Source organism: Leptolyngbya iicbica LK, assembly GCF_004212215.1.
GTDB lineage: Bacteria > Cyanobacteriota > Cyanobacteriia > Phormidesmidales > Phormidesmidaceae > Halomicronema > Halomicronema iicbica.
Map to the genome: position 1 here is coordinate 1,222,490 of NZ_QVFV01000002.1, position 26,345 is coordinate 1,248,834.

Sequence of the window (26,345 nt, forward strand, 5' to 3'; positions counted from 1 at the left end):
TAAAACAGTATCAGTTCAGCTTGAATGGCTGATTTCTTTCCAAATACGTCTATTGAGTTCGACGCCTGCCTGGATTTTCCGGTTGGTCTCCTCTTCGTCATAGACGCTGTCGAACATCTTCCTAGAGTGTCCTAGAGCAGCAGCAGCACCATCCATATCGCGCTCTGTGGTTGCGCTACGGCTTTTTACGTAGGTGACGAACATCTTGCGAAATTCTTTGGGACTAATCGGATAACCTACGATCGTGTTCATTTGGCTCCGAAACTTGCATGTCATAGCATTTGATGTCATTGGCCCCTTTGTCAGGTCTCGGACAAAAGAAGTATTGGTCTGGGGGTCCAGCATTTGTCGATACTCAACGAGCCACAGGTCGATGTAGGTGTAAAAGCTGGTGCCATCGCTGAATTTATAGTCCACCAGCTCAATGTCTACTGCTCCGTATCGTTTGACGGTCTTATAGGATGCTTTTTTATTAGTTCCCAGGCGTATGACCCAAACAGCGGATTCATTGGAACCCAGTTGTGACTCTGGAACAAATCGCCCATCTTTACGAACCAAGCCTTTAACTAAGCTTCTTCCAGGCACTAAGTTAGCAATCGCACCAACACGGCGGGGTGGGCACACAACGAAAAAGAGAACCATTAGTAATCTCTGCATGGATTTAGCACCAGCTGTTTGGCGGCGTTTTACACCATGAAAGGTTCTCTCTTGATCGGTTTTGGCTTTCATGATTTCAAGAATCTTAGGAACTTCTTCTAATGGGATAGACTTAGCGGAAAAAGGAACAACTGGCCCTTTAGACTCTGCCTGGCGCTGTAGCTGTGCTTGGTATCTTCTTAACTGGCGTATGAAGCTTATATCTCTGTAGCTATCTCGACCGTTGGGAAACTCTGTATCTTTTTCGTAGGTGTACTTTGCTAGTCGGATAACGACCATGAAGTATTGCATCTTAGCCCGTGCGCAAGTTTTCGTTGACGAGAGATAGCCCTTGAGTCTTTCGACTGTGGTGTCCGCTGCGCGTTGCTGCTCTACTATGGCCCTTTCTCGGGTCAAGACCCAGGCTGAGAAGGGATCTGGCTGGGTCTCAAACTCGGTAAGGTTGTAGGCCGTTTTGATGTAGGGGACGATTGTTTCCAATCGCAAGGACTCTAGAGGAATACCATCGTTGCGGTGTATCCAACCTAAGACCCGCAGAATTGTTTTACGACTGTTTTGCCGAGTTCTCTCTCCCATATCGTTTTCTATCATCCACTGATTCCACTGTTGAAGTTGAGCTTCTAAAACAGTATTGACCTCGTTAGGTTTTAAGTTCATTGGAGCGGCTTTGGGCTTCCCGTACCCCATAGAAGTCCGAACTTGGGAAGGGGTTGGACGCTGAAAGCCATCAGGATTATTGAAACGAACCCGACGTTCTACGAGTGCGGAACCTTCCTGGATTGGTTTACCCCATCCTTGATCAGAGGCCCAGCGGACAAACTTGCGAAGGTTATAGCGAGGAGTGCGACGATCTTTCTTGGCGGTATTGATTCGCAGCAGGTAGCTATGCATTACTTTCTCAGCGCTCCATAGCTTCTCAAAGGGAAGTGTTTTAAGAAAACGAATGGCTGTTTGCTTTTCTTGAGTCGATAGTCGAGCACCTTTGGCTTCTGGTCCATTCCATCCTGGGACGGTGAATCGTAATAAAGCTGTATTTAATTTGCTAGCGTCGGGAGTAGATAAGGTTCTAATGTAGCTCGCGTATGCCTCGTAGAGAGTTTGAGGTAGCAGCTGATGAGTTAGAGTAGCTGAGTTGTAAAACCATGATTCAGTGTGATTTTGAGCATCCAAAACGTATCTTCCTCCTCAATTTAATGCGCACAAACTAGTCCTGGGGTAAATCCAGTTTTTATAAGTTTATCAAATAAGCAAAAATGCACTTAAGTATCACGAAAAGTCGCTGTTTAATTAACCCCTATGTCGGGAAAATATATTAATTCGAAGACAAATTGGATTTAAATAGCTTTCTTTGTATGTCTAATGCGCATCTAAGTCCCTTTGCATAAGGAGAGTCTGGTTGCTCGATTAAAGGTGGAATTTGATGCGTAAATTAAAGCGTGATATTGACTGCGTGATATTCCAAAATCACGGATTTTTGTGTCTAGTTTTTGCGCATAAACTAAGCTTATGCTTGGGCGAGGTTTTGGATTTATTTGAAAAATGTTCGAGTGTGATTTTGGGCGTCTAACTGACCGTTTGAAATTTCATTGATTCCCGGATGGTTTCTGCCTCCCAATAGTGTTCTAGGTGTCATCAATTTGTTGACTGATGCTCCTGAAGCCCTTGCTGTGCATAGCATGTGAGCATGAAGTGAGGGATAGCGGTATGACTATCAAGAAACAGAAGCGGATACGGGGAGTTTCAGTTAATCGCTGGGGAGAATCTAAACGGCGCAGAAATACCTACTTGACCGCTTCGGCGAACTTTTTGCTTGAAGAGCTTTCGCAGGTTGAGGGTTGTAATGTCTCTGAGTTTTTGGAGCGTTTGGTGAGGGGGGAGTTGTCTGACGAATCTTGGCAAAGATTGGTGTCAGTGAAGATGAGTAAAAATACTGTGTGACAGTTGGTGAGTTTTGATGGACTATTTTTGGCCTGACTGACTCTTCGATGGGTGTGTGCCAGTTGCTCGGAAGGGTTGAAAACTCGTTTGGGTGTTAAAACGTGGATTTGGATGTTGAAACCCTTGTGCTAGAAGGCTTGGAAGTGATTTCAGGTGATCGAGTAGTTGCTGGGTGCGCAACTATTGAGTCGGAGCGAGTCATGCAGATCAAGTATTTAAATATTTTCTAAACATAATCTTTTTGACCACACAACAATAGCCATATAGAAGATATCGAAAGCGCATCGCAACGTACACTAGAGCCGGTGTGGCTACCTCGTAGCACATCATTTGTGCTCGACCTGTCGCAAAGGATTAGGGCAGTGGTGATGGAATCAAGGAATCTAATCGAGTTAGCGGAGTCCCAGTTTCATGTATCTGAGGATGAACGCCACTTTCTAGCGACGGTATCGACCTATCAGGATATTGCGCCTCGAACCTCTAATAAGGCTCGTACCAATGCGTCTGAGGAGTCTGATAATCTAGCGCCAAGCCAAAAGCTCTCAGCTCAGCTCTTGGCTTGGTTATGTACTGATGCCAATGCAGTGACGCAGATTCCTCATTGGGGAGTCCGCGTTACTAACGCTGAGATAGAGGGTTCACTGAACCTTCAATATGCAGAGATTAAATTTCCGCTGATATTTCGTGACTGTCTTTTTGACGAGGCGATTAGGCTGGACTGTGCATCGCTTTCACAGTTAGATCTTTCTGGGTCTCTACTAGAAGGAAGCCAGATTGTAGATTTGACTGGAAGAGTCACTACGACCTCGCTCGCAGCGACGGATTTGCAGATCGAACATCATGTCCTCTTAATGGATGGCTTTGAGGCAAAGGCAGAAGTTAGGCTCACAGGAGCCAAAATCGGAGGAAACCTCGCTTGTTTTAATGGTAAGTTTCGACATTCTAACGGCTATGCCTTAATTGCAGATAAAGCCGAAATTAGACAAGATGTTTTCCTGATAGAGGACTTTGAGGCAGATGGCGAAGTTAGTTTGTTTGGAGCAAAGATTGGAGGGCAGTTAGATTGCAGTAATGGAAAATTTCGGTCTTCTAGTGCATATGCGTTGATTGTCCAGGGAGCTGAAATTGGACAGGATGTTTTCTTAACGGATGGCTTTGAGGCAGATGGCAAAGTGAGTCTGTCAGGTATCAAAACTGGGGGACAGCTACATTGTAGTGGTGGCAAGTTTCGGTACTCTAGTGGATACGCCTTAATCGCTGAAGGAGCTGAAATTGGGCAGGGTGTTTTCTTAACGGATGGCTTTGAGGCAGATGGCGAAGTAAGTCTGATGGGAGCCAAGATTGGAGGACAACTCGCCTGTAGTGGCGGGAAGTTTCGAGCCCCCCAGGGGTATGCTCTGGCTGCTCAAGGAGCCGAAATTGGACAGGATGTTTTCTTGATGGACGGCTTTGAGGCAGATGGCGAAGTAAGTCTGGTGGGAGCCAAAATTGGAAATCGACTCGATTGCAGGGCCAGCAAGTTTCACAACCCTAACGGACTTGCGTTAAACATCCAGGCTGCACAGATCGGCGAGTCTATAATCTTGATCGATGGATTCGATGCAGTTGGAACGGTTAATTATGTATTCGCGACTGCGCGTGTTCTAAACGACAGTGAGGAGAATTGGCCAGAGACTTTATATCTTAACGGCTTCACTTACGAGAGGTTAGCGCCCTTTGCACCGGTGCAAGCAAAGAAACGCCTGAAGTGGTTAAGACTTCAGACCTTTTCCCCTCAACCTTATGCGCAACTCGCTGCTGTGTTGAAAGCGAGTGGTCATGATGAAGCGGCCACAAAAGTCTTAATTGGCCAACAAGATGATCGAATTAAGTATGCGGAACTTCACCCGTTCAGAAGATTTTTGAATCGAGTCTTGGGGGTATTCATTGCCCATGGTTACCAGTCCTATCGCGCCTTGTATTGGGCTATGGGGTTCATTGGGGTGGGGACGTTGCTCTTTCAATGGGGCTATTCTCATCCATCACAGTTGATAACTCCGAGTGATGTGGGGAACACCTCTACAGCGCCTACCCAGGTTTCGCCAGACTATCCTGCTTTCAATGCGCTGATTTATTCAACGGATGTCTTTTTGCCCATTGTTGACTTGCATCAGCAGAGCTATTGGATACCTAATGCTAATCGGGGTGCAGAGGTCTCGTTACTCATGTTGAAGTGCAAACAGGGTGCTCTACTGCGCTGGTATTTCTGGGCGCATATTATCTGTGGATGGATACTGACGTCTCTCTGGGTAGCCGGTTTCACAGGGCTGGTTCGAAAGCTCGAATAGTTTTGTATCTTGCAAGAAAAGCAGCACAAAGAGGGCGACCGTTTGCGGATTCTTGAGCGCTCAAGAATCCGCAAACTGGTTTTAGCGCATGGGTCTAGCCCCTCGTTGGTTGTTACAGGGGAAGCAGGCGAGGCGCAGGTTGTGGAGGGCGTTGGAGCCGCCACGGCTGCGGGGGATGAGGTGCTCGATGGTGAGTTGGGACTGGGGAAACTGGCCCCGGCAGTAGATGCAAGTACCCCCATAGGTGGTGTGAAGACTATTTTTGCGGCGGCGACGATTTTTGCCGCCCATGTTGTGGTTGGACATAGGAAATATGCTCCGAATGAGTAAGGGTCGGAGCACACTGAGGTGTCTGAAGGCAAAGCGCCGACAGTGAGTGTCTAGAAAAAATGAGTTTTAAGTTTGTACTCGCTTTCTTAATAGGGTTTGAACCCTCTGAACAGTGCTGTAGTTTTTTGCTTCAGCATTGTTCAGAAACTTCAAACTAAGGTGAGGGGGCTTATCCTCCAAAGATTTCAGTGTGCTTGGGTCAAATTTAGCACAGGATTTTGGAGGGTGGTGGCGTGTCTAGTCGAGGCCGGGGATGTTGGGTTGCTGGGGGGCGGTACTTGGGGTGGCTTGGGCTTTGGGTTTGCGGCCTCGCTTTTTGCCGCTGGTGGTTTTGGTTTTGGCTTTTTTGGCTTTTTTGGCGGTGGCTTCGCGTTGGGTGCAAAATGCCCCCAACTTCGGCACCCGAATGACATCAACTTCGGCACCTAAATAACGCCAACTTCGGCAGGTCGTGTCCAGCCCTGAGGAAGTGCTTATACCCTGCGCTCAATCCAGCGTCAGGGAGCAGAGCACCCCCATGAGACGAAGTGGTCAAGGAGCCCAATTGCCGATGGTGAAATTTCGAGAAATTATCCGCCTGCATGAGTTAGGCTACAACCAGAGCGAAATTGCGCAAAGCTGCTCGGTTGCCCGTTCCACCGTGCAGGACTATATCCGACGTGCGACCGGTAAAGGCCTGCGCTATGCCGAGTTGTGTCAACTCAGTGATAGTGAAGCCCAAGCCCAACTGGGCAAAGGTAAACCGCCTTCCGGTGACCAGAGGGTCATTGACTTTGCGGCGGTGCATCGTGAGTTGCAAGGTAAAGGCGTGACGCTAGCCCTACTGTGGCAAGAAGGGCTGGACCAGCAACGTTGGAACCTGAGCTACGGTCACTTTTGTCGTCGTTATCGCCATTGGAAAGCCCAGCAAAACCTCTCGATGCGTCAGCTTCATCAGGGTGGCGAGAAGTTGTTTGTCGACTACTGTGGTCAGACGGTAAGCGTCCACGACCCGGTGAGCGGCACCTGCCAGAGTGCCCAAATCTTTGTGGCCTGCCTGGGGGCCAGTAACTACACCTTTGCCGAAGCGACGCCGACGCAAACCTTAGCGCACTGGATTGGCTCCCATGAGCGAGCGTTAGCCTTCTTCGGAGGCGTGCCCAAAGCCATCGTCCCCGACAACCTGAAATCCGGTGTCACAGATCCGTGTCGCTATGAACCCGGCGTTAACCAAAGCTATCAAGCCTTTGCTGAGCACTATCAAGTGGCGATTCTGCCCGCTCGCTCGAGGAAACCTCGGGATAAGGCCAAAGTGGAAAAAGCGGTCCAGGAGATTGAGCGGCAGATTCTCGCCCCGTTGCGTCATCAACGCTTCACCAGTTTCAGTGAGCTGAATGAGGCGATTCGAGCCCGCTTAGAGCAGCTCAATCATCGGCTGATGAAAAGCTATGGCTGTTCCCGTCATGACCTGTTTGAACAAGTTGATCAACCCGCGTTGCAGCCCTTGCCCGCTCGCCCCTTTGTGTTTGCGCGTTGGAAACAGGCCAAGGTGAACTTGGATTATCACCTGGAAGTCGATAAACACTACTACTCCGTGCCCTACTGGTTTGTGCGCCGTGAGGTCAGCGTCAAAATCAGCGAAAGCTTGGTGGAAGTCTTTTATGACCATCGCCGCATTGCCGTTCATCCGCGCTCAAGTGCCCCCTATCGTCATACAACGTTGCCCGAGCATATGCCGCCGGAGCATTGGGCTTACAAACGTCAGTCGAAAGAGACGTTCTTAGCCTGGGCGCAGCAAGTGGGCCCCCACACTCACCGTCAGGTGACTGATATCTTTGCCGCCAAAGCCCATGAAGAACAAGCCTTTCGGACTCTCAAAGGCTTACAGTCCTTAGCCACTCGCTATGGCCCCCAGCGGTTAGAGGATGCCTGTCGGCACGCCAATACCTTTGCCCTTGTGGGATATCGACGCCTCAAAGCCATTCTCAAAGCCCGGATTGACCAACCACCGTCACTCGTTGAAGTGCCTCAAGTGCCCTCAGCTTGTCATGACAACGTGCGGGGCGCGGACTATTACCAATAACGACGACAACTGCTGATCTACAACTGAGAGTTTTGACCGATGCAACAAACTTTAGACCAATTGAAAACCCTCCGCCTCATTGGCTTGCTGGAGGCCTGGCAAGAGCAACAGGGACAATCCACTTACCATGACCTCACCTTTGATGAACGTTTCGCCCTGTTGGTTGAGCGCGAGTATCTGCGGCGACAGCACCAACGGCTGCAACGACGGCTCAAGCAAGCCCACCTCTCCACCCCGGCCACCTTAGAAGCCGTTGATTTTCAGGTGGCTCGGGGGTTGAAGAAAACCCAATTCCTGGAATGGGCACAGGGGCAGTGGTTGAGTCAGCATCTCAACCTCATTTTCATGGGACCGACGGGCGTGGGTAAGACCTTTCTGGCTTGCGTATTAGCGGACCATCTCTGTAAGCAAGGGTATAACGTGCGCTATTTCAAAACCGCTGAACTCCTCTCGGAACTGAAGTTTGCCAAGGTCGACGGCTCGTTCCCGAAACTCCGCAAGCAACTTGCAGCCTTTGACCTGATCATCCTGGATGAATGGCTCCGCGATGCCCTCTCGCCCAATGATGCACGGGAGGTTCTCGACTTCCTCGATGACCGCTATCGGCGCTCCTCTTGTTTGCTGGCTACCCAGTTTCCAGTGAACCAATGGCATCCCCAAATTCAAGACCCGACGTTAGCCGATGCCATTCTCGACCGTTTGGTCCACGACTCTTTACGGTTGACCCTCAAAGGCGAGTCCATGCGCAAACTCACCAGTCCTCTCCAAGGGCAGACTGATCTTATTGCGGAGGAAAACGCCATGGCTTAGAAATGCCGTTCATCATTGTCGTCACCAACTCGTCAACTGACGACATAATGAAATTGACCTGCCCGACGACGGCGAAATTCGCTCAGGTTTTCAGGGGGGGCCGAAGTTGATGCAACTCGGTGCCGAAGTGAGGAGAATACGCAGATGCGTTACGCTCGGTTTGGATGCGCTCTAGGAGGGCGGCGGCGGGTTCGTCGGTGGGGTCTTGTGGAACGAGCTGGCCGCGAAAGGCTTTGGCGAGGATGGATTGGGGAAGTTTGTCTACGAAAGCTTGGGCTTTTTTGTAACGCTCTTCGATTTCGTCAGCTACTTTGAATAGTTTCTTGACTCTGAAAATGATCTCTTCTTGCTCTTTAGTTGGTGGGACTGGAATAACGTAAGATTTGATCGCTTTTTGATTGATCTTATGAATACCCGCTGATGTATGTGCTGAATTTCGAACCTGCTCACGCACTATTTCAGAGTCCCATACTAGGCTTAGGAAATAAGGTGAAATAACTTCGGGTTTGATTCGAATTCTGATTAGGGTGTCAGGATATGCAACTTCATCCGGATCACAGTTTACTAAACCACCTCTTCCCACTAGCGAAAGGGAACCGTCAAAGTACAGGGACAAAACTATGGCGGTGAAAGCTGCAAGCTAACCGTGGTCGGGATTTGACAAATCGAGGAGCGAGGCGGTGAGCTAGNNNTTTCTCAGGCGCACTTTCTCGGACTTCTCCCTGCGGCGTTCTGAATTTAATCAGGCTCTAAAACTTTTGTCCTTGTACTGAGGGGAACCGTTTCCTCGTGCAACTAAAAAGTCATTCCTCTTGACCAGATATTTTTCTGCTTCTTCTTTCGTCCAGGCTCCTAACTTACGCTCTTTCAAATTTATATAGCCATTTTCAAGGCATGTTAAACGTCATACAGGAAAGCTCTGAGATGGATCTTGGGCATCTACCACGGAACGGCCATTCGCTAAATCTTCTGAAAGCAAAGAGCCGATTTTTTCTTCTTTCCAGGACTCAAGTGAATCGCATTGAAGATTTTGGGCGCGCCAGTCGGCGGTGAGGCGACCGGAGCAGGCGGCGGCGAGGATGGATTGGCGGAAGCGTTTGAGGATGTGGGGAATGCGATCGCACCGCTGTTTACTGGCCTCACATTTCGCCAGCAGTTTTTCCAGGGCAACCACAATCCGCCGTTGTTCCTGAAGAGGCGGCAAAGGGACTTGGATTTTGTAGATGTCTTGTCGGCTAATTCCAGGGATGGCAGATGATTTCTCACTTTGAACACTTTTCAAAGTTGAGGCGAGGTAGAAGGCCTAAAACTTAGGAGGTAGCTCCCCTGGAAATTCATCAATATAGTACGTCGTATCAATTGGCCAACAGCTTTCAGGGCTGTAGTTAACTTCACCAACAGAGCCCTTACGCCCGACGACTATTGTTGGTCCGAGAGTCAAAGCTGTATCGTGTTTGCCAACAGTGCCATTAGAGCCATAAACGTCAACTTGTCCCGAGTTATTTCTTTGCCCCTTAGGTAAACCTTTCCCATACTTGAACTCAAGTAGTTCGTTGATGCTCACACTTAGCCATTGATCGGGGAGTAGACTCAAGTCTCTATTTGTCATGCTTGTAGCCACTTCAATGAAGTCCAGTCCAGTCTGAATAAGGGACTGGTATCATAGCCAACCAATCTCCACAATCCACCTCATTCTTGGATGCCCACCCAGATTTACCATATTACCCATATCGATAACCTGCCCCTCATCCTCGAAACAGGCGCACTCTTGGCAAACAGCAGATTGCAGCAGCGGCAGGTCAACTTTCGCGATATCTCATACCGCAACATTCAAGATCGCCGTGCTCGCAAGCAAGTGCCCTGCGGCAATGGTGGCTACCTGCATGAGTACGTGCCCTTCTATTTTGCCCCTCGCTCTCCCATGCTCTACACCATCAACCGGGGCAACGTCCCCGGCTGCCCTGAAGGGCAGACTCGCATTGTGCATCTGGTGACCACCGCTGAAGCCATTGCTGCCGATACGGCTAATTTCGTATTTACCGACGGCCATGCCGTTATTGACTACTCCGAGTTCTATGAAGACCTGGCCCAGTTGGGCGAAGCCATTGACTGGCGAGTGATGCGATCAACATACTGGAATGATACCGATGAATACCCCGACCGGAAACGTCGTCGCCAAGCGGAATTCTTAGTTTATTTCGCCGTGCTTTGGCAACTGATCACCGAAATCGGCGTCTTAAACGATGGCATCAAGGCTGAAGTTCAAGAAATCCTGAGAAAGTTTAATAAATCTACGCCCGTTAATGCGTACCCTAATTGGTACTACTGATGCAAGCGCAGTTAACCGGGTCAGACTCATGGACTCAGATTAGGCTACACCCGACCCATTCAAGGAATACACACCAGTCAGTACAATAGTTCTAGGCGCTCCTTATTTGAGCATGATTGAATTCAAGCAAGGCAACTTACTGAATGAAAAGACCGAAGCCATCGTCAACACCGTGAACTGCGTCGGTGTGATGGGGAAAGGTATTGCCTTGCAGTTTAAGCAAGCTTATCCAGAGAACTTCAAAGCGTACAAACGGGCCTGCGATGCCAACGAAGTACAGCCCGGACAGATGTTTGTATTTGATACGGGTAGCCTGCTGCCGCCCCGCTATGTGATCAACTTCCCCACCAAGCGGCACTGGCGCGGTAAATCCCGTCTGGAAGACATCAAAGCTGGTCTGGATGCCCTGGTGCAAAACGTTCAGGAGTTGGGCATTCAGTCCATTGCGATTCCCCCTTTAGGCTGCGGCAACGGTGGACTCGACTGGGCTGTGGTAAAGCCGTTGATCGTCGATGCCTTTGCTGCTCTTCCCGCTATCCAAGTCGTCATTTATGAACCCGGCACCGCTCCTGCCGCTGATCGGGTGAAGGTGAACACCACCAGACCTAAAATGACCCAGGCGCGGGCACTGGTTATTTCCCTCTTTGACCGCTACGGCATTCCGGGCTATCGCCTGGGACGGTTAGAAGCCCAAAAGCTGGCCTATTTCCTCCAGGAAGCCGGGGAAGCCACCCTCAAGCTGGATTATCGTCGCCACCACTATGGCCCCTATGCCGACAAGCTGAACCATGCCCTACAGCGGATTGATGGGCATTACATTCGGGGCTATGGCGATCGGTCCCAGTCATCCCAGATTTACGTCCTGCCAGAAGGCCGCGAAGCCGCCACAGCCTTCCTAGCGCCCCATCCAGATTCCCAAACACGGCTAGAGCGGGTCAGCCAACTGATTGAAGGCTTCGAGACTCCCTACGGTATGGAAATGCTGGCCACCCTGCATTGGGTTGCTCAGGAGAATCCCAAAGCTGCCGAGGATGTGGACGTTGCCATTGCTGCGGTACAGGCGTGGAGCGATCGGAAGCGGCGGCTGTTTAAGCCCCAGCACTTGCGAAAAGCCTGGGAACGCCTGCGCGATTACGGATGGATGGCGGCTACCGTAGGGTAGAAGTTCTATTCTGCTTGCACGTTATGCCCAGAAAACGAAAGTCTGCCAATATCCCTCCCTATGTGCTGGAAAAAGCCCAGAAAGCTTATGCAAGGCTGCTGGCGGCTCAGCAACGTTTAGCGGAAGAGCCTCCTGAGCAACCAGCCAAAAATATCAGCCTTGAGCTTGACCCAGCGATTTTGCAACCGGCCTTAGGCCGTGCGATCGAACAATTGATAGCAGGCGAACAACCCATCTTGAAACTTGAGGTCAATCTGTCTCTCATTCCTGATGAACTGCTCCAGTGTATAGAGCAATGTTTTCAAGACAAGAAAGGCGATTTGGCCAGCAGTATCTACAATCGAGACGCCTTCAAACTGGGAAGCTGGACCAGCACTAAACGCTCTCAATCTCCGTCGAAGCAACCGATTGACGATATCCAGTCGCAAGTCGCTGATCTACTCAGTCAACTTAACCAACCGCCGACCAAAGACAAAAAGGAGCCTGAACAGAAGGAGGAGTAGACGCAGTTAACCAACGGCACTGTCAGACAAAGTACCCGTCTCTTCCAACGCCTGAAGGATGTCCTTCAGGTCATCGACGACCGCTTCCAACTCCGTGATCGCTTCACTGGCCAGGAAATCAGGCTCGGGCAAATCTTCTTCCAAGCTCTCATCCTTAATCCAGGTGATGTCGAGTTTGTAATCGCGATCCTTGATGTCTTCTAGTGAGAACTTCCGGAAGCGCCCTTCCATGCCCAAATCAGTGCGGGGGCTGTTGCCGTCTGGGTCATCGCCATAGCACTGCTCAAACTCAGTAAAATGCTGAGGCGTCAGAGGCCGCTCCTTCTTGGTAACTCCCGGAACATTGGAGCGAGCATCGAAAATCCAGGTTTCCTTCGTCGGCAAGCCCTTTTGGAAAAAGACCACATTCGCCTTCACACCCTGGGAGTATGGCGTAAAGGTGCCCCTGGGTAGCCGCAAGACTGTGTGAACGTTGCAATCTTGCATCAGAATCTCGAAGACTTCGCCCGCCTTGCCCTCAAACAGGCAGTTGTCCGGCAGCACCATCGCCGCCCTTCCCCCTGGCTTCAGCACCTTCAGAACGTGCTGGACGAAATTGAGCTGTTTGTTGCTGGTTTCGATGGTGAAGTCTTCGCGATCGGGCGCTTGGTTCGCTCCACGGGTGCCAAACGGTGGATTGGTGAGAATGCAGTCGTACTTTTCACCGCGATCGGCTTCGTAAATGGCATCCCCAAGATAAATCTTGGGCTCTAACCCCTGCAGAAATAGATTCATCAGGGCTAACCGTCGAGGCCGAGGCACCAAATCTTGTCCGTAATAGGTCTTGGTGCGAATGCGGGCATAGTCTTTCCGGTCTAATGCCCCTCCTGTTTCTTCCATGAGCCACTGGTAGGCAGCAATTACAAAGCCGCCGGTTCCACAGGCTGGGTCACAAATCTTGAAATGGGGGCTCACCCTGGGGTCAGGCTTCATGACCCGCACAATGGACTGAATCAGTGGTCTCGGAGTGAAATACTGACCGGCTCCCTTCTTGCCTTCACTGGCTGCCTTTTCCAGCAGCCCCTCAAAGGCCGCCGCTTTCACATCCACATCCAGCTCAGTCCACTCTTCCTCATCGATCATGGTGATGAGGCGTTTCAGGTTCACCGGATTATTGAAGCGGGGCATCGACTGAGCAAAGATATCGCCCAAAATGCCCTTGCTCTCCCGCAGCACGCGCAACAGCTCGCCGTAGTGATCGGTCAGGGCCACACCCGAGAGGGCTTTGAGACTATTCCAGTCGTAGGATTTGTCCTCGACGACGGGAATATCAATGCCTTTCTCATCAGCCATTTTGAGAAACAGCAGGTAGGTCAGCTGCTCAATGTAATCGCCGTAATCAATGCCATCGTGGCGGAGGGTGTGGCAAAAGCCCCAAAGCTTGTTAACGATATCGGTCATGTAGAGATCTCTAGATTTCGGACAGAATCTTAGACTTCTTCGACTGCATACCCCTGCTGCACAGCAATCTCAAGGATAGGGCCAATATTACCAATTCCTAAGGAATGGACGTAACTGGACTCGAACCAGTGACCCCCACGATGTCAACGTTGTTAGGTTATACTTAGGAGCCTTTTCTATTAAAGATTTTAGGGCTTCTGTTAAATATCGCCCCCCAGTTCCTCCCCCTATATGGCTACTTTGCTAGCGTGGTGCTCTTTTGTTTTTGACCGGAACAAACTCCGACTACCCGCCTGCCTGTTTCTCTAATAAAAGCCATAAATTAAACAGAACTTGTAATTTCTTTTGAAGGGTTGGCTAGGTTGTATGGATCGATTGGCATTACTCTTGACTCCTCCAGGTTCTCTCGCCATCATTCAAAGGGATTAGTTTGGAGAAGCGACTTGGAAAAAGCCCTGGCAGAATTTCAGCTAGAAGGTGGTGGCACCTTCCTCATTGAGGTGCCAGAACCCGAATCAGAAAACGCTCTGGAACCCGTATCGGTTGATGGGCAGATGGTCTACCGAGCGACAAAGAGCTTTGAAGAGGCGATCGCTCAAGTCCGTCCCGTTGTCTCATCGATCGCGACTCGGTTCAAAACAGGACTGACCACACCCGCTGATGAGGTAGAAGTCAAGTTTGGTTTGAATTTGAGCGTAGATGCGGGGGTCGTTTTTTCTTCCGTAGGTGGGCAAGTTAACTTTGAAGTCACCTTGAAGTGGAAAGGTGACGAGGCCAAGGCTGACTGACCGCATGTGGACGCCTGAAAACGAAGCAAAATATAAAGCTGCCTTAGCACGGTTTTATCACGGCTCCAAAATTGCCGGGGCTGGTATTTTAGTGTCCGATCGCTATGTGTTGACCTGTGCTCATGTGTTGACACGAGCCAACACTCCCCCGGCAGAAGTCGGTCTTGATTTTCCTTTTCAGGGGGATGGACAGCAGCTTAAAGGCACTGTGGAGTACTGGGAACCAGAGCGCGACATTGCTGGTGTCAGACTGTTAGATCCACTGCCACCAGGCACAAAGCCGTTACCGTTTCGCCCTTCTCGGAACTACACCGATGGCAATTTTAAGGTTTACGGTTTCCCGGATAAGCAACCGATTGGTGGTTGGGCGCTTGGCAGAATTATTGGGGATGCCACCGGCAATTTAGTCCAGATCCAAGGCGATACCGACCAGGGCTATGGCATTGAGCCAGGGTTTAGCGGTGCACCAGTTTGGAGCGTTGAATTTGGGGGTGTCATCGGTTTGGCACGATTGCGCGATAAAGACCGACCGGACGCCAAAATTGCTTACCTGATCCCTTATCGGCAACTGATTGATGCCCTCAAAGGGGGCGAAGCAATCAGTCTGCTCGCGTTACTCGAAGGTGCCGCCGTACCTAGTGAAAGTGTTGAAGGGGCTTATCGGGTCTGTCGGCCGGAGGGAGCTCTGCAGCCAGTGCCAGAAGATTTACCGAGCAAGGTCAAGGCTTTGGCTCGCATGAAAGATCAAGGGGGGTACTCAGCTCTTGTGCGGTTTGCGGTTTGTTTGACGCTGGCAGAGTTTCCCGTAGCGTTGCCGTTGAAGCAGCAACTCCGGGCATGGCTGAAACAACGAGAAATTGATACTGAGGCCGTTGAGCAGGCGATCGCCCCTCAAATTCAGTTAGAACAGGCCATCACAGCCAACACGGCATCTCCTCACTTGTTAATCTGGCTGAAAACCTCGGACATTAAGGGTGTCTATTCCATCGGCTCTTTGTTCATCCCTGATCGCACTCGGTACAACTGGAAAAAGTCAGAAGGGTTTGAACCAATTCCCGCGATCGCCCCTTACGAAGACACTCCCATTCAACTGGCTCAGCTGCCTGAGGTGATTCAAGCCTGCTTAGCGGATTGTCGAGGCTTATGTAGTAGTGCGGAGCTGGCAAACCTAACAATTGAACTGTTTCTGCCCTTTTCGTTGCTGAAAGAGTCCCTGGAATGGGCCGCCGCTTTTGCGATTGGTGATGAAGATGACGATGATTTGGAATTTCTAGAGGACGAAGACGAACCTGATCCGCTGGCAATTCTGCATCGCTTTGTCGTGCGCTGTTCGGATCGATTACTCAATGCCTATGAACGCAAGGGTTTTCGGGCGCTATGGGAGCAACAATGGATTCAAATCGATCCGAATAAGCAAAGTCCCTGCTGTACGGCGCTACTGCCCGCTGAAGATGACACCAATTTGAAAGAGCTCAAAATTGAGCTGCTACAAAATCCTGAAAAGGTTGGCATTCAGCTGCTCAAGTGTCCGACGCAATTAGCCGTTGGGAATCCTCTTAAAGCAGTTTTGACCAGTGGTGCGCCTACCGCCATTTGGCTGCGCGAGTCGCTAAGTCAAGTTGACTGCAACACAGAATTCACAACCCTCTTAGGGTGTTGTGTTGAGGGGTTGCCAGAATCGGTCAGGCAAGCTCGCCGAAACGCCTTTCCCCTGGCAAAAGATGAGCATATCGGGCATCATCTGTCTTTAGTGTGGGAAGACCCGAATTTAGTTCCGCCCGACACGGACGACTTGGCATCATGAGCGATTGGAAAGTCTACAAGAACGACCGCGCCACCTCCAGCGAGTGGCAACTCCCCCCGCCACCCAGTTGGCGTACCTTTACCAAACCAGACTCGGCTGCCGAGAGTCAGCCGGCCCATCGTGGTGCCCTCTTCTATGCTGAAGAAGAAGAAATCAATATGGTGAACGCGGCGTTGTACTTGCGGCGACCGCTGCTGGTCACGGGCAATCCGGGTACCGGCAAAACCTCGCTGGCCTATTCAGTCGCCTATGAGCTGGATCTGGGGGAAGTGCTGTACTGGCCGATTACGACTCGCACGACGTTGAAGGATGGCCTCTACAACTACGATGCGGTGGGCCGGCTACAAGATGCCAAGCTGAATCCGGATGACAGCCTGAACCGGATTGGCAAATACATCACCCTCGGCCCCCTGGGAACGGCGCTACTGCCCTCAGAGCGTCCCCGGGTGTTGCTGATTGATGAAATTGACAAAAGCGATGTGGATTTGCCAAACGATCTGCTCCATGTCTTTGAAAACGGGGAGTACACGATCCCGGAGCTGACCCGGATTGCCACCACCCAGCCCACGGTGACGGTGCAGACCGCTTATAGCAGTGCAGATGTCGCCGATGAAGAAAGCGCTGCCTATGCCGAGGTCACAAAGGGGCGAGTGCGCTGCACCAATTTCCCCTTTATAATTCTGACGAGCAATGGCGAGCGAGACTTTCCCCCGGCGTTTTTGCGACGCTGTCTGCGGCTGGACATGGCTGAACCGCAAGAACCACGGCTGCGGCGCATTGTCGCCGCCCATTTGGGTGAGGCCGATGCAGACGAGGTGACGAAGCGGCTCAAAGCCTTTTTAGCCCAGCGCACGGCGGGCGAGATGGCGACCGATCAGTTACTCAATGCCATTTATCTGGTGAGTCAGGGGCAGCTTTCGCCCCAGGGAACAGACCGAGAGGCCTTAGTGAAGGCGATTCTCAAGCGGTTGGATAGCCGCGACGGGGTATGAGCCAAAATGACTTTGGCCCTGAGTTTTTAGACTTCACCGATGTGCTGAAGCAGGTGAAGCTGGATCTCTGTGCCGAAGATTTGATGGATATTCTCTGGCTGGCGAACCAGACCGGAGAAATCCCATCTATCGCCCCTGACCCCACTGAAGACACCGACACCGACGTCGATGTGGTCTGGGGCGAAGACTTACCACTATCTGAATTGCCGCCGCCCGATCGCGTGGCCGTCACCCAGCGTGATTCCGCCCCAGCAGGGGAACAACAAACTCGCCAGTCGCCCGCTGGCGGCATCGCGGTATCCGCCCCTGCCGCCCCCGCGTTGCGCACTCGGCTAGAGCTGGGGCGAGCCCTGCGGCCCTTGATGCGCAAGGTAGCCGCGCTCAATCGCCAGTACCTGGACGAAGATGCAACGGCGAATCAAATCGCGGAGCAGGATGTCTGGTTGCCCGTAATGCGTCCGGCCGCAGAGCGCTGGCTGGAGCTGGCCCTAGTGGTGGAAGAAACCGACTCTATGCCGATTTGGCGATCGCTGATCCAAGAACTGCGACTACTCACCGAGCGGCAGGGCGCATTTCGGACGGTACAGTCTTGGCGGCTAACGGCTGATGAGTCGGGTCAACCGCAGCTATTTTCGGGCAATCATGCGCCTCGACCGGGCCAGCGATCGCGCAGTCCCAAAGAGCTGATCGATCCGGCGGGGCGGCGGCTGATTTTAGTGGTGAGCGATTGTACATCAGCGCTATGGCGGCAGAGCCAACTCTATCGCTGGCTAGAGCTGTGGGAAAATCATGCCCCCACGACGGTGATGCAGCTCTTGCCCCAGCGGTTATGGGAACGCAGCGCGTTGGGAGAGGGCACGCCGGTGTGGGTCAAGTCGCTTACCCCCGGCACCGTGACCGCCAACTGGCAGGTGGAGGCCCCTCTTGATTTTTTGATGGATGAATCAGATGGCGAGCCGTCACCCGCCACGCTGACGGTGCCAGTAGTCACCGTCGAGCCAAACTCGATTAAGCCTTGGGCCAGGGTGCTCGTCGGTGCTGGGGAAGCCCGAGCAGCGGCAGTACAGTTTGATTGGAGCAATATTCCGCCCCCCCCCGCTAAAACCTCTGAGGATATGGAGCCCTTGGCGCTGGTGCGACGTTTTCGCGGGGGGGCATCGATTGTGGCCCAGCGATTAGCGGGGATGATGGCGGCGGTGCCTGTGAGCCCGGAGATCACTGACTTACTGCGGCAGACATTGCTGCCAGAGGCGCGGCAGGTGCATGTGGCGGAGGTGTTTATGAGTGGCCTCATCCGCATGACGCGCACTGAGAAGCCGGAGGGAGGGCATAGCCAGACCTATGACTTTGTCAGTGAGAAGGTGCGGGATCTGCTAACGGATGCGGTGGATGTGCCTACGACGGAGAAGGTGTTGGATACGGTATCGGCCTATCTGTCGGAGCGGTGGGGATTGGGTACACGCACCTTCGAGGCATTGCTGACGCCCGATCTGGAACTCAGTGAAGAGGCGGAGGGGCAGGTGTTGCCGTTTGCCTATTTGGCGCGGCGGACGTTGCAGCGCATGGGGCAAGAATATGCCGAGCTGGTAGAACTGCTGGGGCAGCCTGAAGCCCCACAATCTATAGATGAAACGCATGCTGCTCCCACCGAAACAGAGTTTTCACCATTAAAAACATTTGAATTTGAGGTTGCAAGATTTGTGTCCGCTACGGTCACCTTGCCAGAGCTGCGCACAAAGGAATTTGAAGTCGTCACGGTAGAGCTAGAGTCTACAACAGCAATTCTCAAGCCATTTGAGTTTGAGACGGCAACCATCGCAAAACAAGATCAGCGCATTTTATTTGGGTTAGGGCCACAGCGAACCCGCTGGCAGATCGAGAAGCAACAAGGACAAGGACGACAATTGGTAGAGCTGCTCGGGGATGACCTGACGCTAGAGATGGTTTGGGTGCCCAGCGGTAGCTTTATAATGGGCTCACCAACAGATGAGCCAGAACGAACGAGTGATGAAGGGCCACAGCATGAGGTAGCAGTGAGCAGCTTTTTAATAGGACGTTATCCAGTGACACAGGCACAATGGCGCTTTGTGGCAGGTTTACAGCGCATACAGACTAAGCTAAATCCTGGGTTATCAAATAAACTCTTAAAGTTTGAGGGACATGACTTGCCTGTAATAAAAGTTAGTTGGAATGAGGCCCAAGAATTTTGTCAGCGACTATCTGCTTACACCCAACGTGAGTATCGCATACCAAGTGAATCAGAATGGGAGTATGCCTGCCGGGCAGAGACAAAGACCCCGTTTCATTTTGGCGAGATGATTACAACTGATTTGGCTAACTATAACGGCAGTGAAGTTTATAACAATGGTCCTACGGGGCAAAATCGCGACAAGACAACACGAGTAGGCAGTTTTCCAGCTAATAAATGGGGCATTAGCGATATGCACGGCAATGTGTGGGAGTGGTGCGAAGATATGTGGCATAGCAATTATGAAGGGGCACCAATTGATGGCAGTGCCTGGACTCAAAGTGATGACAAGCGACCTGTGATGCGTGGAGGTTCTTGGTTCACTTTTTCCAGAGGCTGTCGTTCTGCATATCGAGAGCCCGCTAATCGGTCTGGAGCACTAAATTATGTAGGTTTTCGAGTGTGTCTTTCGACCTCAAGCCTTTCTTAGCACTTTGCGCTTCTGCTCTCAGCTAGCACGCAACCCATCGGATACTTAGACGATTTTGGGTATCTTGCCCTCCATTCTGTTTTCCAGCTTCTAACTACGATCTCCATCCCATGCCCGAACTCACCCTTAACCGCCAACGCTACCAAGCCCAGTGTTTTACTGAGTCTTTGGGAAATGGAATTGATTTGGAAATGACCCTCATCCCTGCGGGTAATTTTGTCATGGGCTCCCCAGAGGATGAGCTGGAGCGGCTTGACCGCGAAGGCCCCCAGCATCAGGTAACAGTGCCAAGCTTCTTTATGGGCACATACCCGGTGACCCAGGCCCAATGGCGTGCCGTGGCAAACTTACCCCAGATAGAACTTGGGCTCAAGGCTGATCCAGCTAACTTCAAGGGTAACGAGCATCCGGTAGAGCAGGTGAACTGGCACGAAGCAATGGAGTTCTGTGCTCGACTCTCTGCCTATTCTGGTCGTTCTTATCGCTTGCCTACTGAGGCGGAATGGGAATATGCTTGCCGCGCTGGCACTAATACCCCGTTTCACTTTGGTGAAACGATTACCCCTGATCTCGGCAATTACTGCGGCATTGATCGCGAGATCCGCGGCAATAAATACAAAGGTCGTTATGGCGATGGGCCAACTGGAAAAAATCTAGAGAAAACAACTCCCGTCAATCACTTCAAAGTTGCTAACGCTTTCGGTTTATGCGATCTGCACGGTAACGCCTGGGAGTGGTGTCAAGACGTATGGCACGACAATTACGAAGGAGCACCTACTGACGGCAGTGCCTGGACTGAGGGGGGTAGACAAGACAGGCGAGCTGTACGGGGTGGCTCATGGCTTTTCAGTCCGGGGGCTTGTCGTTCTGCGTATCGCTGCTACGATGCGCCTGGCTACGGCGACTACGACAACACTTTTCGAGTTGTTTGTAATGAGCCGCAATTACAAACAACTCAAGCGGTAGGTAGTGGCGGCGACTTTTATTTTCTATACCCGAACCGCAGACTCGATTTGACTCAGCCGCTCCATAAGGTTTTATATGTCATTTACGATGAAAGCCGTAAAAGAAAACTGCCTGGGTTTACATCTATCAAGTCCCGTCAAGTAAAACTTGAACCATTGAATCTGAATTGTGATGTGGACACCAAGCGACAAATCTGTTGGTTCCTTGAAGAGGCATTACAAAATGTTGGCAAGCATGCGATCGGAGCGACTCGTTTAGAGGTGACTGGAAAAATAGTTGATGGCTTCTACTCTCTACGGGTCAAAGACAATGGGCCTGGAATTCAATCGTCCTATGTTGGTGAGGGAACTCAAGCTTTCTACAGATTAGAGGCCAAGCTTAAAGGTAAATTTTCTCGTGTCTCCATTCCCCAGGGCGGTACGGTATGTGAGTTAACATTTCCTCTCTGAACAGGTTTTTTTCGTCGCATATTCACTAATGCTGCGATTCCACGTCTCCTCTTTCTTCCTCCCCTATGCCCGAACTCACCCTCCAGCGCACTCGCTACCAGGCCCAAGGCTATACCGAACCTCTGGGCGATCTTGGCCTCGACATGATGCTTATTCCCGCTGGCGAGTTTCTGATGGGCTCTCCAGCGGATGAGCCGGAGCGTCGGGATAATGAAGGCCCACAGCATCGAGTGAGCGTTCCCAGCCTTTTCATGGGGCGGTTCCCCGTGACTCAAGCCCAATGGAAGTTTGTGGTTGGGCTACCTCAGCAGGAGCTTGAACTCAAGCCAGAGCCTTCAAGCTTTAAGGGGGGAGATCGCCCGGTAGAGCAAGTGAACTGGCACGAAGCTGTAGAGTTCTGCGCCCGTTTGGCCGAGTACACCCAACGCCCTTATCGCCTGCCCAGCGAAGCCGAGTGGGAATATGCCTGTCGCGCGGGCACCACCACCCCATTCCACTTTGGTGAAACCATCTCCCCTGAACTTGCGAACTACGATGGCACCTCGGCTTTTGCCGATGGCCCCAAAGGTGAGTACCGAGAGGAAACGACCTCCGTTGGCGGCTTTCAAGTCGCTAACGACTTTGGCCTATATGACATGCACGGCAACGTGTGGGAATGGTGCCAGGATGTCTGGCATAACAAGCGCGACGGCGCTCCAACCAATGGTAGTGCCTGGTCAGAGGGCGGTGACCAAAGTCGTCGAGTGGTTCATGGTGGCTCATGGCTGGGCTCTCCATGGCGCTGCCGCTCTGCTTGTCGAAGTGGATTTACGGTCACAGATCGCCTTGTCGATGCCGGTTTTCGCGTTTGTTGCTCCGCCCGAGGCTTTTCGTAGCGCTCTGTGCTTTTACCCTCTTGCTCTCTGCGGGCGCGCAGCGTCGATTGTTGGATTCATTCTCAGCATTCTGGCCGCTCCGACAATAAGCACTGCGGCGGCTTCAGCCACACCGACTTGCCCTTAAATGTCAGCCGCACCACCGTCCACCCTGGAGCCCTCGCCTGCAACAACCGGGGCGTATTCGCCCATACCTTCACCTGACCCGTACACACCCCCAAAGCCTCACCCGCTTCCCGCATCGATAACAGGCCATACAACTCCACGGCTGTGCGCGGCGGGTTCGGGGCAGCCGTAGCCGCTGGATACAAAAACCGCGTCCGATTCGCCGGATGCTCAGCCACCTGCCAGCCCGGAAACAACTGCTCAAATTTCCCCTGACGAACGTAAACGCCCAATGTCAGCAGTGCGAGGTTTGTTAGGTTGGCAAAGTCTCGCATCGATAAACTTTGAGGCGGTGGTGCCCAAACCTGAGCCCCCGGCCGTCGAAAAATGAGCCAAGCCACATGGGGATGTTTCACCCGCTTGGCGTAGAACCCAGGAAACTTCTGGGCAAAGCTCCCGGCTTCCAATAACCGCCGAATTTGCCCGCTCGATAGAGGACGCGCCTGCTGAGCAAAATCCTTCACCGTGAACAACTCAACCGCATCTTTCAGTCGCACAAACCGAAAGTTGATCCCATTGAGACCCACAAAACTCCAGCCCGCAAACTGACTTTCAAAGCCCCGTCTACCGGCTTGCGCCGCTGTCATCACGTCAGCTGTCGTCAGCCCTTGCAGCCGCGCAAACTGCTCAGTGGTAAGAAAGTCATCGGGTATCGGGGCGTCGTCCTCACGAGCCCCCAGATCCTCAAGGCGGCCAAACCAATACTCCAAAGGAGCATAACTGTGGGGACGACGAGTAAAGAACTCCCACCCCTCAAACCGCTCCCGGAAAGCTCCGTGCCCCTGCCGGATCGCGCTCTGCACCTGCGCGACGTCAACCTGATGTCGCTGAGCAAAATCTTCAAGCGTCAGCAGCCACACCCCATAGCGATGCAGTTCTTGTGGATGCAACACCCCGTAAAACGTAAAGAAGCGCTGGTAAGGGACGCACTGTCCCGATTTAGTCTTGTCAATTTCCCAAAAGTCACAGTGCTCCGCAAAGTGTTCGCGGAAATGCTCAATCCCCCGAGCGGCATGAAGGTTGACCGTGCCACCGCCGATTCCAGCCAGTTGCCCAAATTCTCTGGCCGGAATCCCCGCTTTGATAAACGGCGTCCCCATTTTGGCCTCAAACAATGCCACCTGCCATTCGTCATCCCAACTCTCAGGGCACATAAGGCGGTTCCTCCACTTGACGGCAATACACGACCTTTTTCCCTTGCTGACGGAAGCTCCAGCCTGGGAAACGTTGCTCAAAACAGCCAGAGCCTTTTTGGGTAAAGGTCCGAACAGTTTGGGCGCAGGCACCCACCACATCAGCAAACCGATAAATCGTCAGAGCCGTTTCATCGAGGGGGGAATCCGGTTGCTCGCCAATGTCCTCTACCGGCCCAAACCAACGCGCTATCGAGGAGCCAATTGCATACTCCAGCTCAATAAAGTCCCAGCCGGGAAACTGTTGCCGAAATACTGAGTGCCCCTTACGCGCCGCGAGCCGCACCCGCCAGTCCTTGACCTCTTGATGCTGACAAAACTGCGGTAAAGACATTAACCCAGGCAGTGGCGGCTTCGTCGCTGGTGGCCGAATGGCACCTCCAAATGTGTAAACCCGCTGAGCCACTTGAAACTTTGAATCGCTCACCTGATGAAACGAGCATTGCTTGCCAAAGCGCTGTTGGAATTCTTCTAAACCTGCCGCAGCGTGCAGGTTTACCTGCCTGATGTTGACTCCAGCCAGAGCCGCAAACTCCTGGGCGGTGAGTCCTTCGCGATAGCCAATTATCCCAAGTCTGGCCTTGACCAGAGCCGCCTGCCAGTCAGGCGTCCAGCTGTTGGGGGAAGACATCATAGATACTCGCTACTATCACCACAGGGTTTCTAAAAACGATTCTAATCCCTAAATCGCAATAGTTTCACCCATTCAAGAGTTAGATAAAAGGATTTTCTATATATAGCCATTTGTTCGACAAAATCGCTCAAATGGAAAGATACAAGGAGTTTGAAGCGTTATCGTTTTTTGTTATTATCTCAATGTTTAGGTCGATAATATTGCAATAACTCCAAACAACATAGATAAACCACAAAATCGATGCAGACAATTTACGCCACGCTTCAGTACTACGAAAAGAGCCTGAGGCCGAGCGATCAACAGCATTTCAGGGATTTAATGTCTGTCCTCCGTCGTTACTGGATGGCAGGTCTAGGCTTCCCTCGCTTAACCTCAGCAAGAGCGACCCAAGCCGATAAGGCGAATACAGAATATGCGCTCAGTCATCTCCCTGTCGAACGTTTATATGACTGGGAAGTGATTCTAGAAAAAGGCTTTGATGTCGAACAAAAGGAAAAGAAAAAGCGCTCTGCTCACCGTTCTCATGTTCGACGTTTTGTGAGTTTTTGCTTCAAAAATGGCATCCTCCAAGATCCCCAAAAACTCACTGAAAAACAGAAGCGAATTCCTCGCCGCCCGGAGAAGATTGGGAAACGCCCCAAACTCAGGCCTGGGCGCATCGACCTCAGCAAATTTGCGCTAACAGCGACTGAGTTAACTGTTCATCAAGCTCAGTCTCTGAAGGAATACCGTGAGTATCTGGAAAAAACTCGGCAGCGGCAGCGCCGGAAGAAGTCGGTTCGCGAGACAACCAGCGACATGCACCGGCGATCAGTGTGTCGGTTTTGGGGCTTTTTGCATCGTGAGCGGGGCATTCCCCTTGAGGCACTGACCTTTGACTCCATCATTGGCCGTGCCGACTGCCAAGATCAGCAGGCAACCCAACAAGTTATCGAAGCGTTTGAAGACTTGGCCGCAGACTACGCCGAGTTTATTAGTGCGCGGGGAGCCGTCAGCAGCACGATCAAGAGTGATTTGGCGAGACTGACTCGGCTCTGTCAGTATCAATATCGCGGTCAGTATCTCGACAAGCATGGGAATGATATTCCGGTGATGAGCTGCTTGCGCGAACTCATCAACTACTACAAAGAACTTTCCAGCAATGAATTGGCCGTGATTCCCCTGGATCTGAAGTGGCTGGACTTGCCGCAAGTCATTAACCAGGTTACCCTCCCCGCTTTTCAGTGGACTGAGCATCGCACGGTGCATTGGTCAAAACGAAAAAATACGGCGATCGCCGATAGTTTTGCCGAAGCTATTCTGTTGGCTGTCTTTACCCTGATGCCGCCGCGTCGCTCTGGCGAATGGTGCCGTGCCAAAGTTGCCATGGCCTGTGACCTCAAAAGCCGACCAGCCGATCTACGGGAGGAGGAATGGATTTGGCCCTTGCCGGAAGACCGCCGGAGTAAGGAAGAGATTAAGTGCAGCTATCTCACCCGTCAGTATGTCCACGTTGACCCCATCACGGGAGAAAAGTTTGGGGCCTATCTCGGCAGCATTCCGCCCGCAAACCGTTACTTAGAACGGGTGCCCATCTGGTTTAAGGACACCCCAGCGCGGGCGGCTAAGAGCGGTGACTCCCACAAAGACCAGCGCATCACGGTGTTGAACCGGCAGGTTTATCGGGGCAAAACCCTATATGACTTTCTGGAAGCGTATCTGCTGGGGTGTTGGCGCGATCAACGGGGCAACTGGGTGAGTTTAGGTCGCAGTTTAGCGCGGCCCAACGAGCAGTTTCAATACTATGAACTGCGTTCCTCTCTACTAAAGCCTCAAATCACCAGTGGGGAACAACCCGCTGGCTGGCTCTTTCTGGGTCCGAAGTCCGGCAAACCTATTCGCACTAATGACTTTGGCACGAAATTTGCGCTCGTGTTTAACCGCATGGCTATGCATGCTCAGATTGGTCGTCGCTACATGAACCCCCACCTGATGCGATCGGTTTATGCCGTTCACATGATTGATACCAGCAGTTCTCTGGCGGAGCTTAAGTCATTGGCAACCGCGATGGGGCATACGCTAGAAACCCTGGAGCGGATCTATGACAAGCGCCGCCCGGATCAAAAGATGCGGTTAATTGAGGTGAAGGTACAGAAAACCATTGACGACATCTGCGGCGCTGCCACGACTTGGGATTTGCAGGGTAAGAGTGAGTGAGCGCAATGAAAAGCTTCGATGCCTTAACTCATGGTTAAAACTACTGC

At 51.8% G+C, this 26,345-nt stretch carries 21 protein-coding genes and 1 pseudogene; 14 read left to right on the forward strand and 8 right to left on the reverse strand.

The genetic code is table 11. The annotated features are described in order from the left end of the window. Positions 1 to 15: 15 nt before the first annotated feature. The gene (locus DYY88_RS12475; protein ID WP_130199416.1) at positions 16 to 1,827 is read right to left on the reverse strand and encodes a hypothetical protein; all 1,812 of its coding nucleotides are present in this window, start codon (positions 1,825 to 1,827) and stop codon (positions 16 to 18) included. A gap of 534 nt (positions 1,828 to 2,361) precedes the next feature. On the opposite strand from DYY88_RS12475, the gene DYY88_RS24495 reads away from it, so the two are divergent. Further along, positions 2,362 to 2,595, forward strand: coding sequence for a hypothetical protein (locus DYY88_RS24495; RefSeq protein WP_152624687.1), 234 nt, complete (start codon positions 2,362 to 2,364; stop codon positions 2,593 to 2,595). A 368-nt stretch (positions 2,596 to 2,963) separates the two neighbouring features. Then, positions 2,964 to 4,922, forward strand: a complete 1,959-nt coding sequence (locus DYY88_RS12480) for a hypothetical protein (RefSeq protein ID WP_039727611.1) — start codon at positions 2,964 to 2,966, stop codon at positions 4,920 to 4,922. A gap of 81 nt (positions 4,923 to 5,003) precedes the next feature. Here DYY88_RS12480 and DYY88_RS12485 read toward each other — a convergent pair whose 3' ends face one another. Together DYY88_RS12485 and DYY88_RS24175 are read right to left on the reverse strand one after the other, a co-directional pair. Beyond that, the gene (locus DYY88_RS12485) at positions 5,004 to 5,228 is read right to left on the reverse strand and encodes an HNH endonuclease (RefSeq protein WP_039727609.1); all 225 of its coding nucleotides are present in this window, start codon (positions 5,226 to 5,228) and stop codon (positions 5,004 to 5,006) included. 261 nt (positions 5,229 to 5,489) lie between these two features. Then, positions 5,490 to 5,654 (reverse strand): hypothetical protein, encoded by a 165-nt coding sequence (locus DYY88_RS24175; RefSeq protein ID WP_165390115.1) that lies wholly within the window; start codon positions 5,652 to 5,654, stop codon positions 5,490 to 5,492. A gap of 115 nt (positions 5,655 to 5,769) precedes the next feature. On the opposite strand from DYY88_RS24175, the gene istA reads away from it, so the two are divergent. Together istA and istB are read left to right on the forward strand one after the other, a co-directional pair. Beyond that, the gene (gene istA, locus DYY88_RS12490) at positions 5,770 to 7,314 is read left to right on the forward strand and encodes an IS21 family transposase (protein WP_039723440.1); all 1,545 of its coding nucleotides are present in this window, start codon (positions 5,770 to 5,772) and stop codon (positions 7,312 to 7,314) included. Between the two features lie 39 nt (positions 7,315 to 7,353). Beyond that, positions 7,354 to 8,124, forward strand: coding sequence for an IS21-like element helper ATPase IstB (gene istB, locus DYY88_RS12495; protein WP_039723441.1), 771 nt, complete (start codon positions 7,354 to 7,356; stop codon positions 8,122 to 8,124). An 82-nt stretch (positions 8,125 to 8,206) separates the two neighbouring features. Here the strand turns inward: istB and DYY88_RS12500 are convergent, their stop codons facing one another. Both DYY88_RS12500 and DYY88_RS24710 read right to left on the reverse strand, forming a co-directional pair. Beyond that, positions 8,207 to 8,707 (reverse strand): restriction endonuclease subunit S, encoded by a 501-nt coding sequence (locus DYY88_RS12500; RefSeq protein WP_242517612.1) that lies wholly within the window; start codon positions 8,705 to 8,707, stop codon positions 8,207 to 8,209. A gap of 321 nt (positions 8,708 to 9,028) precedes the next feature. Then, positions 9,029 to 9,733 (reverse strand): annotated as a pseudogene (locus DYY88_RS24710) (restriction endonuclease subunit S). A gap of 90 nt (positions 9,734 to 9,823) precedes the next feature. On the opposite strand from DYY88_RS24710, the gene darT reads away from it, so the two are divergent. From darT to DYY88_RS12525, 3 genes are all read left to right on the forward strand, one after another. Continuing rightward, complete coding sequence (gene darT / locus DYY88_RS12515; RefSeq protein WP_039727602.1) at positions 9,824 to 10,453, forward strand: type II toxin-antitoxin system toxin DNA ADP-ribosyl transferase DarT; 630 nt, start codon at positions 9,824 to 9,826, stop codon at positions 10,451 to 10,453. Between the two features lie 112 nt (positions 10,454 to 10,565). Continuing rightward, a complete protein-coding gene (gene darG / locus DYY88_RS12520; protein ID WP_039727600.1) occupies positions 10,566 to 11,615 on the forward strand; it encodes a type II toxin-antitoxin system antitoxin DNA ADP-ribosyl glycohydrolase DarG in 1,050 nt (349 codons plus the stop codon). 23 nt (positions 11,616 to 11,638) lie between these two features. Beyond that, entirely contained in the window at positions 11,639 to 12,118 is a 480-nt protein-coding gene (locus DYY88_RS12525; protein WP_130199418.1) for a hypothetical protein, read from the forward strand. 6 nt (positions 12,119 to 12,124) lie between these two features. Here the strand turns inward: DYY88_RS12525 and DYY88_RS12530 are convergent, their stop codons facing one another. Continuing rightward, positions 12,125 to 13,558: a class I SAM-dependent DNA methyltransferase gene (locus DYY88_RS12530; RefSeq protein WP_039727597.1), complete on the reverse strand. Its 1,434-nt coding sequence runs from the start codon at positions 13,556 to 13,558 to the stop codon at positions 12,125 to 12,127. 443 nt (positions 13,559 to 14,001) lie between these two features. Between DYY88_RS12530 and DYY88_RS12535 the strand changes: the two genes are divergently transcribed. From DYY88_RS12535 to DYY88_RS12560, 6 genes are all read left to right on the forward strand, one after another. Continuing rightward, on the forward strand, positions 14,002 to 14,346 hold the full coding sequence (locus DYY88_RS12535; protein WP_039727595.1) for a CU044_2847 family protein: 345 nt from the start codon (positions 14,002 to 14,004) through the stop codon (positions 14,344 to 14,346). Positions 14,347 to 14,350: 4 nt separating this feature from the next. Further along, entirely contained in the window at positions 14,351 to 16,150 is a 1,800-nt protein-coding gene (locus DYY88_RS12540) for a VMAP-C domain-containing protein (protein ID WP_039727594.1), read from the forward strand. Next, positions 16,147 to 17,142 carry an AAA family ATPase gene (locus DYY88_RS12545; RefSeq protein WP_039727591.1) on the forward strand — a complete coding sequence of 332 codons (996 nt, stop codon included), beginning with the start codon at positions 16,147 to 16,149 and terminating at the stop codon, positions 17,140 to 17,142. The genes DYY88_RS12540 and DYY88_RS12545 overlap by 4 nt, the downstream gene beginning before the upstream one ends. Next, positions 17,139 to 19,820 carry a formylglycine-generating enzyme family protein gene (locus DYY88_RS24715; protein ID WP_039727590.1) on the forward strand — a complete coding sequence of 894 codons (2,682 nt, stop codon included), beginning with the start codon at positions 17,139 to 17,141 and terminating at the stop codon, positions 19,818 to 19,820. The genes DYY88_RS12545 and DYY88_RS24715 overlap by 4 nt, the downstream gene beginning before the upstream one ends. A gap of 110 nt (positions 19,821 to 19,930) precedes the next feature. Beyond that, complete coding sequence (locus tag DYY88_RS12555) at positions 19,931 to 21,235, forward strand: SUMF1/EgtB/PvdO family nonheme iron enzyme (protein ID WP_084607093.1); 1,305 nt, start codon at positions 19,931 to 19,933, stop codon at positions 21,233 to 21,235. Positions 21,236 to 21,300: 65 nt separating this feature from the next. Next, complete coding sequence (locus DYY88_RS12560) at positions 21,301 to 22,110, forward strand: formylglycine-generating enzyme family protein (RefSeq protein ID WP_039727587.1); 810 nt, start codon at positions 21,301 to 21,303, stop codon at positions 22,108 to 22,110. A gap of 62 nt (positions 22,111 to 22,172) precedes the next feature. On the opposite strand, the gene DYY88_RS12565 is transcribed toward DYY88_RS12560, so the two are convergent. Both DYY88_RS12565 and DYY88_RS12570 read right to left on the reverse strand, forming a co-directional pair. Further along, positions 22,173 to 23,429: a hypothetical protein gene (locus DYY88_RS12565; RefSeq protein WP_039727585.1), complete on the reverse strand. Its 1,257-nt coding sequence runs from the start codon at positions 23,427 to 23,429 to the stop codon at positions 22,173 to 22,175. Next, positions 23,419 to 24,099: a hypothetical protein gene (locus tag DYY88_RS12570; RefSeq protein WP_163685950.1), complete on the reverse strand. Its 681-nt coding sequence runs from the start codon at positions 24,097 to 24,099 to the stop codon at positions 23,419 to 23,421. The genes DYY88_RS12565 and DYY88_RS12570 overlap by 11 nt, the downstream gene beginning before the upstream one ends. A gap of 321 nt (positions 24,100 to 24,420) precedes the next feature. Here DYY88_RS12570 and DYY88_RS12575 point away from each other — a divergent pair, with 321 nt between their 5' ends. After that, positions 24,421 to 26,298 (forward strand): hypothetical protein, encoded by a 1,878-nt coding sequence (locus DYY88_RS12575; RefSeq protein ID WP_130199419.1) that lies wholly within the window; start codon positions 24,421 to 24,423, stop codon positions 26,296 to 26,298. The last annotated feature ends 47 nt before the right edge of the window (positions 26,299 to 26,345 follow it).

Excerpts from the sequence above, each read along its gene's own strand:
- darT (WP_039727602.1), top strand. The coding sequence starts at position 9,824 with ATGCCCACCCAGATTTACCATATTACCCATATCGATAACCTGCCCCTC.
- DYY88_RS12540 (WP_039727594.1), top strand. The coding sequence starts at position 14,351 with ATGTGGACGCCTGAAAACGAAGCAAAATATAAAGCTGCCTTAGCACGG.
- DYY88_RS12560 (WP_039727587.1), top strand. The coding sequence starts at position 21,301 with ATGCCCGAACTCACCCTCCAGCGCACTCGCTACCAGGCCCAAGGCTAT.
- DYY88_RS24495 (WP_152624687.1), top strand. The coding sequence starts at position 2,362 with ATGACTATCAAGAAACAGAAGCGGATACGGGGAGTTTCAGTTAATCGC.
- DYY88_RS12545 (WP_039727591.1), top strand. The coding sequence starts at position 16,147 with ATGAGCGATTGGAAAGTCTACAAGAACGACCGCGCCACCTCCAGCGAG.
- DYY88_RS12485 (WP_039727609.1), bottom strand. The coding sequence starts at position 5,228 with ATGTCCAACCACAACATGGGCGGCAAAAATCGTCGCCGCCGCAAAAAT.
- DYY88_RS12570 (WP_163685950.1), bottom strand. The coding sequence starts at position 24,099 with ATGTCTTCCCCCAACAGCTGGACGCCTGACTGGCAGGCGGCTCTGGTC.
- istB (WP_039723441.1), top strand. The coding sequence starts at position 7,354 with ATGCAACAAACTTTAGACCAATTGAAAACCCTCCGCCTCATTGGCTTG.
- istA (WP_039723440.1), top strand. The coding sequence starts at position 5,770 with ATGAGACGAAGTGGTCAAGGAGCCCAATTGCCGATGGTGAAATTTCGA.
- DYY88_RS24715 (WP_039727590.1), top strand. The coding sequence starts at position 17,139 with ATGAGCCAAAATGACTTTGGCCCTGAGTTTTTAGACTTCACCGATGTG.
- DYY88_RS12480 (WP_039727611.1), top strand. The coding sequence starts at position 2,964 with ATGGAATCAAGGAATCTAATCGAGTTAGCGGAGTCCCAGTTTCATGTA.
- DYY88_RS12575 (WP_130199419.1), top strand. The coding sequence starts at position 24,421 with ATGTCTGTCCTCCGTCGTTACTGGATGGCAGGTCTAGGCTTCCCTCGC.
- DYY88_RS12530 (WP_039727597.1), bottom strand. The coding sequence starts at position 13,558 with ATGACCGATATCGTTAACAAGCTTTGGGGCTTTTGCCACACCCTCCGC.
- DYY88_RS12525 (WP_130199418.1), top strand. The coding sequence starts at position 11,639 with ATGCCCAGAAAACGAAAGTCTGCCAATATCCCTCCCTATGTGCTGGAA.
- darG (WP_039727600.1), top strand. The coding sequence starts at position 10,566 with ATGATTGAATTCAAGCAAGGCAACTTACTGAATGAAAAGACCGAAGCC.
- DYY88_RS12555 (WP_084607093.1), top strand. The coding sequence starts at position 19,931 with ATGCCCGAACTCACCCTTAACCGCCAACGCTACCAAGCCCAGTGTTTT.
- DYY88_RS12565 (WP_039727585.1), bottom strand. The coding sequence starts at position 23,429 with ATGTGCCCTGAGAGTTGGGATGACGAATGGCAGGTGGCATTGTTTGAG.